The following is a 7,506-nucleotide window of genomic DNA, read 5'->3' as shown; positions in this document are numbered from 1 at the left end:
CACCCATAGGTTTCACCTATCTTCGAACCAAGGTTAACGTAGCAGATGGAGCTTTTATTCCAAGAGTAAATTACTAATTCTAGTTTATTATGCTCTTATTAATCTATAGTATACAAACTAACGATCTGCGAACAAGTTCTTAGCTTCCCGATCTTTCTAAAGCTTTCGTTAAACGAAAAATCTTTAAAAAAAATGCCGTTCCCTTACAAAGCTTAAAAGAATCAAGTCAATCGGATACTGCTCGCATTTCCAAATCAACTTTTATTCCCCGAATCGCGCCCGATTGACGGCGCCCGATATAAATAAAACACCCTATCCAATTAGAGATAGGGTGAAATCGATAAGTATATGGGTTTAAATGTTTATTAATTCCTGCGTGGGCAATAAGGAAGTTTCACCATTTCGTAGGCATCGTGATAATTTCCTTCCACACAGTCGGTAGGATCACAACAGGTATGGCATACTCGTTTTAAGGCACGGAATTTTGTGAGTTTCACTTCAGAGGCCATAAAGTCTTCCTTCAATGGTTCTTCCTTCATCAAATCGGTACTTAAATATTTTTTGTTGTCGTCGGCAAATACAGTAACCACCACAGCATCGGCACCCAATTCTTCCTGAACTTTAAGAGCGCCCAAAAAGTTCGCTCCCGATGATATGCCTACACCAAGACCTAAGACTGAGGATAATTTCTGTGCCATAACAATTGCATCACCATCATCTACACTTACGATATCATCCAGCTTTTCCAGCTCAACAATAGATGGAATAAACTCATCGGATATTCCCTGAATTCTATGCTTTCCTACCTTATGGCCGGTAGACATGGTTGGTGAATTTGAAGGTTCTAAAGGATGAATCTTTATCTTAGGATTTTGCTCTTTCAGATATTTACCCACTCCCATTACGGTACCTCCTGTTCCCACACCTGCCACAAAAGCATCAGGAATCAGGTTGCGGTATTTTAACTGCCACCACAATTCGGGTGCGGTGGTATTGTAATGTGCCTCGCAATTGTCACCGTTCGAGAATTGCAGAGGTAAAAAAGTATTTGAATCTGATTCTGCCAATTGGTTTGCCATATCAATACTTCCCAAAAATCCTCCTTCTTCCTTGCTTACCAATTTAATATCTGCGCCATAGCTACGCATTAGGTTGATACGTTCCTGGCTCATCCAATTGGGCATGTAAATGGTAACGGGATGTCCCATTGCCCGTCCGATTCCCGAGAAGGCAATTCCTGTATTACCGCTGGTTGCTTCGATAATTCGATCTCCTTCTTTCAGAACACCACTTTGATAAGCTTTTTGCAGAATATGAAATGCCATTCTATCCTTAATGCTTCCGGTCATGTTCAAATATTCCGCCTTCGCATATATCGTGCGCTTGCTGCCTTTGTATTCGAAATCAATACCCAGAAGAGGCGTATTGCCAATCAGGCTAGAGATCCCGGTAATTCTTTTGGTTAGCGTATTCATCATCATTTTGTTAGGTTTAGTTGTTGTTGTACTCGTTGTGTATTTTACAAATTCTGTATTTAGTATGGTTAACTGCAATATTAGAGAGTATCAGACACTATTCTCTTTAACAATTCTAAAAATAAGGCAAACTCATTTGTAATGTTACATGTCTGAAACCACGAGCCTGCCTTACCTGCTGAAACTTACACCTTATTTTGTATGGAAGACAATATAAGTTATGTGCGTATGCTTATTTACAGCCTTTAATTCAATTCAGCCAAATATCTTTCCGCCTCAATCGCTGCCTGACAACCAGAAGCTGCCGAAGTAATCGCCTGACGATAATTCGGATCTTGTACATCGCCACAGGCAAACACTCCTTTTACATTGGTTAAGGGGGTTCCTGCTACAGTCTTGATGTATCCCTGATCATCTGTATCAATATTGTTTTTGAAAATATCTGAATTTGGATGGTGTCCAATTGCAAGGAAAAAGCCATCAATAGCAATTTTAACCTCTTCCTCCGAAGGGGTTCCTGCCTTCTTAATCAAAGTACAGCCTTCTACTCCATTTTCTCCTGTCAATTCCTTCGTATTGTGCTCGAATAGCACCTCAATATTTGGTGTATTCATCACTCTATCCTGCATGGCTTTCGATGCTCTCAAGAAATCCTTGCGAACTACCAAATACACCTTATTGCAAAGACCGGCAAGATAAGATGCCTCTTCGCAGGCAGTATCACCACCACCAACTACTGCAACATCTTTTCCACGATAAAAGAAACCATCGCAAGTGGCACAGGCAGAAACACCAGAACCTTTGTATTTCTCTTCACTTTCCAGTCCTAAATATTTAGCTGTTGCACCTGTTGCTATGATTACCGATTCAGCTTCAATTTCGGTTTTTCCATCTACCTTAAGTTTGAATGGACGTTTCTCTAAATCGGCTTCTGTAACAATTCCCCAACGACAATCGCAGCCGAATCGTTCTGCTTGTTTCTTCAACTCTCCCATCATTACCGGACCACTAATTCCTTCCGGATATCCAGGGAAATTATCAATTTCGGTAGTTGTTGTAAGCTGACCTCCTGGTTGCAATCCTTCTATAATTACAGGATTTAAATTTGCACGCGATGCATAAATACCCGCAGTATAACCCGCTGGTCCTGATCCAATGATCAAACACTTTACTTTCTCTATTGTATTCTCTTTAACTTCCATCTTTCTTCTTCTAAATCTTACAATTATGAAACTTTGTTCATTTTTTCCAACATTGTTTTTAGAATTACCTCATCAGTAACTTCCATTCCCTCATTTGCCAAACGTCCGATGTTACGAATTGTAGCTTCTACGTCATCATCGATAATTCCATTCATCCCATTCAGACAATTGTGATTCATTGCCAGTAAGGAAGATTGAATAGCAGCACTTACACTTGCCGATATCTTGTGCGAACATCCGTACTTTGCTCCATCGCAAATCATTCCCGTTACACTACCCGTCATGTTCTTTAGGGTCATTCCCAATTGCTGGAATGTTCCTCCCATAATGTAGGTAATACCACAAGCAGCTCCCGCTGTTGAAAGCAATACGCCGCAAAGGGCTGATAACTGACCTACAAAAGATTTCATGTAAATGGTGATCAACAATGCCAATGCCAAAGCTCGAAGTAGTTTTTCATGTTCTACTTCTAATTCTTCAGCGGCAATAACTACCGGTAGCGTAACGCTAATTCCCTGGTTTCCACTTCCACAATTCGACATCACAGGCATTGAACTACCAGCCATTCTGGCGTCGGAAGCAGCAGCAGTCATCATGATGGAACGGTTCATTAAATCCTCGGAAAGCAATCCTTTCTTAATATTCAATAGCATTGATTTTCCAACCTGAAGTCCGTAATTTCCTTTTAATCCTTCTTCGGCAATGGACTTGTTTAAGGCAATTCCTTTCTCGATAAAAGTAATGTCTGAAACATCCAAAGTATTTACGAATTCGTAGATTTTACTAAAGCTCCATTGCGAAAAGTCGGTTCCACTTTTACTTTCTGAATCTGCTTCTTTATTAAAAAGAACTTCACCATTTCTCTCTTCAGAAACAATATTGGTATGTCGATCCTGTATGATTACACGACCCGAATTTTCGCCATTGTAACAGATACACTCTATATACAATTTTGGAACATCGTATTTCACATCGGTCTTCACATTTCCTTCATCTACAAAGGTTTTTGCCAATTCCATAGTATCATTATTGATACCATCCAATACTTCGAGACCAGCATTTGGATTTCCTCCTAAAGCGCCTAAAGCACCAGCAATGCTTAGTCCGACCATTCCTGATCCTGGGATTCCTACTCCCATTCCATTTTTAAAAATATTTCCACTTACATGAAACTCAACTCTTTCGGGTTGAAGTGCTAATATTTCTCTGGCTTTTGCCGCTGCAAAGGCTACAGCAACAGGCTCGGTACATCCAAGAGCCGGGACAAATTCCTCCTTCAGCTTTTGCAAGAAAATTTCTTTCATCATAGGTTTGGTTCAAAACTGTTTTTGTTATTGTTGTTGTTTTTGTTTTTTGTAATCTCAAATTAAGGTCAAAACGAATCTTATGAGTTGATTCTTTCCCCTAAATCTGCGATTTAAAAATGCAAAGTAAGTCGCTTTTATCTTACTGCCTCGATCAAGTGAAAATTTATTTTTATTTAAAAGTAGATTTGAATTCAAATTAATATAACGCGGTTATTTTGGCTGTTCAATCGATTACTTAAAATACTGACATACTGATCCTTACGCTGGTAGTATTTTTATTTATATGTTTTTGTATTCTTTGAACTCAAGAATAATTGAAACATAATATAATCAATTCCTTAATTTGTGTTAGATGAAAAAGCAGATCAGCCGGCTCCTTACTTCCGGCCGATCTTAAAACTAAACCAAAACAGACTATTTGGTACTCACATTTGACTCTTTAGGGTTCATAACCACCTCTACAGAATCATTACTTTTAAATAATTTCTTTGCAAATTTTTGAATCTTTTTTGCATCCATAGCATTTACAATTTCATTGTATTTTTCAGTACTTACAATCGCTTCCTTATTCATTAAAGATAATTTGATTACACTCATCCAAAAATTATTTTTCTTTTCTGCTTCTGCACGATTCTTAATGTAATTTTTCTTGACCTCGTCCAAATCATCCTGATTACAAGCAGTCTTCGACAGCTTCTCAATTTCTTCGAAAACAATCTCTCTTAATCTCTCCTGCTTTTCAGGGTTACAATCGAAATTAATCGAGATACTTGCATGCTCATAGGGACGCTTGCTACTTGATGGACGAACACCAACACCATAGCTACCGCCTTCTTCTTCACGAATGGTTTCCATATACCTCTTCGACAAAAGATCTGCAATTACGCGAACATACATTCTGTTTTCCAGATTGTAATCCAGCTTACTGTTAAGCCCCAGGTAAACGGTTGTTTTAGGCACTTGCATATTTCTTTCGAACACTCTTTTCGAAACTCCTTTTGCAGGACGAATGTTGTGATTCACCCAGTTTTCCTTTCTGTACGATGAAGTAATATTTCCAATATATCTGCGAATCAATGGCAGATCTTTCTTCTCATCGATATTCCCTACAAACAAGAAAGTAAAATCACTGGCATCCTGCAATCTTTCCAGGTAGATTCGTTTGGCTTTATCGAAACTTACATTATTTAGGAAATCTTCATTAAACATCAATGCTCTTTCGTGATGATTCGCATTTAACTGTCCGATGGTATCCTTAAATGCTTTGCCGTTATCCGCTTTGGCATTCACCAAATTGTTTTTCCATCTTCCAATTCCTGCTTTCAGTGCTTCTTCGTCGAAACGAGGATTTTCAAAACGAAGGTATACCAATTGCAATAGCGTCTCTAAATCTTTAGGCGAGGCAGAGCCTGAGAAACCTTCGGTGAAAGTTTTCAATTGAGGAGAAAGGTTCACTAGTTTTCCGGTTAACTTCTTTTGCAACTGAATGGCATTAAATTCTCCAACACCCGACATTTGAGCTAACGTTGCTGCAATATCTGCCGATTCTAAATCTTCTCTTTCCAACAAAGAATTCCCACCAAAACTGTAGGCGTTAACTAAAATTTCATCCTTGCTATAGTCGGTTGGAAGCACTACTACTTTAGCTCCATTCTCAAGTGTGTAAATCTTTGCATCGGTCCCCTCAACATATGACTCAGTAAGAATTTTCTTTTCATTCAGTTTTGCCGATACCAATGGAGCATCACCGGCTTCATCTTCATAAGCTTCCACATTTGAATTCTTTACCTTCTCAACCACAGCAAGCAATTCCTCTTTTGTTGGGTAGTTGATCTCTTCCTTGTCTGGTCCTGATAGAGAAAATACACTGTTATTAATATTGGAATATTCAATTCGAATAGCATTTACTTCATCAAGAGTAATGCTAGGAATTGTTTTTTGTGCAAACTCAACATCCCACTCAATTGAAGAGGCTGGTTCTGCACTTAAATAATGCTTCTGGAAGTTTTTTGCCCACTCTTCGTTAGAAACTTTATCCTTATTCTGATAATAAGATTCAATACTTCTTAAGAACTGGAGTTTAACACGCTCCAATTCTGATGGGGTAAAACCATATCGACGAACTCTTTCGAATTCTGTCATGAATTGAGTAAATGCTTCAAGTTCTCTATCCTGTTTCGGAGAAATCCACATATAATTCGCAGCTTTTGTACGTGCCATTTCATAATTGCCAACCTGCATTCCAACAGAAGCACACTCCGGCTTACGAATCAATTCTCTTAAGCGATTGTTCAGCATAGTATTGAACATACCCTGAGCATATCCTTCTCTTACATACTTTTCATCTTTGTTGTTAACAACAGGTTTTCTAAACATCCAGTTAATCGACACTGATTGTGCCTCTTTATCTTTAGCTACAACATGACCTACTTCTTGGGTATCATCAATGGTGTAGTATACTCTTTCAGCAGCATTTTCAGGCATAAAGATTGTTGAGAAAAGCGCCTTTACTTTTTGCTCAATCTTTGCAGCATCAATATCGCCAACAACAACAACGGCCTGCAAATCGGGACGGTACCATTTCTTGTAATAATCACGCAATTGCTGATGTTCAAAATTATCAATTACATCTAATGAACCAATAACATCACGCTTTGCATATTTCGAGTTACTGTATACCAAAGGGTTGGACTGATCGCTCAATCTTTTTCTTACATTACGACGAGTTCTCCACTCTTCGTGAATCACTCCACGTTCCGATTCAATTTCTTCTGCTTCCAATAACAAGCCTCCCGACCAATCGTGAAGAACAAGAAGTGCAGAATCTACAAGACCTTCTCGTCCTGTTGGGATATTACTGATATTGTATACCGTTTCGTCTTGTGCCGTATATGCATTAATATCTCGTCCGAATTTAATCCCATTCTTCTCCAGATAATTGATCATGTTTTTGCCTGGAAAATTTTTTAGTCCATTAAAAGCCATATGCTCTAAAAAGTGGGCCAAACCGTTTTGAGGATCCTCCTCTAAAATTGCTCCTACATTTTGCACAAAGTAAAAACTAGCTCTGTCCTTGGGTTCTTCATTGTGAAGAATATAATAGGTCATTCCGTTAGAAAGTGTACCATGCTTTACATTTGGATTCAAAGGAATCGTAGTCGAGTTTTGAGCCTGCGAACGAAGTCCAGAGAACAAAATTGTACTCATTACGAGTAGAGTCAAAAATTTCTTCATTTTGTTGTTTTTTAGTTATCTCAAAATCATTCCGAGAGTACTCTTAGTCCGAGATTCTATTTCTTTTTAAGCAGTTCCGTCTACAGTGCTTCTAAAAGAATTGGTTTAGGCAATTGGTTTTTATGGGTAAAAGGAAGAGCAGGGAGTTAGATCAGATATGGGCTAAATTTCTTGACAGCCCTGCTCTTAACCACTAACTAGCATTTGTTCTTGTTCTATTTTATTGGATGAATCTTTAAGTTTGGTCGGATAACAGGAAATTATCCCTGTTATCCATGACCACAATCA

4 protein-coding genes are annotated in these 7,506 nt (G+C 38.5%); all 4 read right to left on the bottom strand.

Translation table 11 applies throughout. The features are described 5' to 3' along the window. Positions 1-365 precede the first annotated feature (365 nt). A complete protein-coding gene (locus tag GCQ56_RS05045) occupies positions 366-1,481 on the bottom strand; it encodes a PLP-dependent cysteine synthase family protein (RefSeq protein ID WP_152733279.1) in 1,116 nt (371 codons plus the stop codon). Between the two features lie 239 nt (positions 1,482-1,720). Next, entirely contained in the window at positions 1,721-2,677 is a 957-nt protein-coding gene (trxB, locus tag GCQ56_RS05040; protein ID WP_152733278.1) for a thioredoxin-disulfide reductase, read from the bottom strand. Between the two features lie 23 nt (positions 2,678-2,700). After that, complete coding sequence (locus tag GCQ56_RS05035; protein ID WP_227005991.1) at positions 2,701-3,984, bottom strand: serine dehydratase subunit alpha family protein; 1,284 nt, start codon at positions 3,982-3,984, stop codon at positions 2,701-2,703. 414 nt (positions 3,985-4,398) lie between these two features. Beyond that, positions 4,399-7,218 carry a pitrilysin family protein gene (locus tag GCQ56_RS05030; RefSeq protein WP_152733277.1) on the bottom strand — a complete coding sequence of 940 codons (2,820 nt, stop codon included), beginning with the start codon at positions 7,216-7,218 and terminating at the stop codon, positions 4,399-4,401. Between the last annotated feature and the right edge of the window lie 288 nt (positions 7,219-7,506).

Source organism: Marinifilum sp. N1E240 (genome assembly GCF_009295825.1).
GTDB classification, from domain to species: Bacteria; Bacteroidota; Bacteroidia; order Bacteroidales; family Marinifilaceae; genus Marinifilum_A; species Marinifilum_A sediminis.
Note: the sequence above shows the minus strand (reverse complement) of the source record. Positions and strands in the feature narration are given on the sequence as shown.

What these genes read in the sequence shown, in the direction of transcription:
- GCQ56_RS05045 (WP_152733279.1), bottom strand. Translation starts at nt 1,481, where the DNA reads ATGATGATGAATACGCTAACCAAAAGAATTACCGGGATCTCTAGCCTG.
- trxB (WP_152733278.1), bottom strand. Translation starts at nt 2,677, where the DNA reads ATGGAAGTTAAAGAGAATACAATAGAGAAAGTAAAGTGTTTGATCATT.
- GCQ56_RS05035 (WP_227005991.1), bottom strand. Translation starts at nt 3,984, where the DNA reads ATGATGAAAGAAATTTTCTTGCAAAAGCTGAAGGAGGAATTTGTCCCG.
- GCQ56_RS05030 (WP_152733277.1), bottom strand. Translation starts at nt 7,218, where the DNA reads ATGAAGAAATTTTTGACTCTACTCGTAATGAGTACAATTTTGTTCTCT.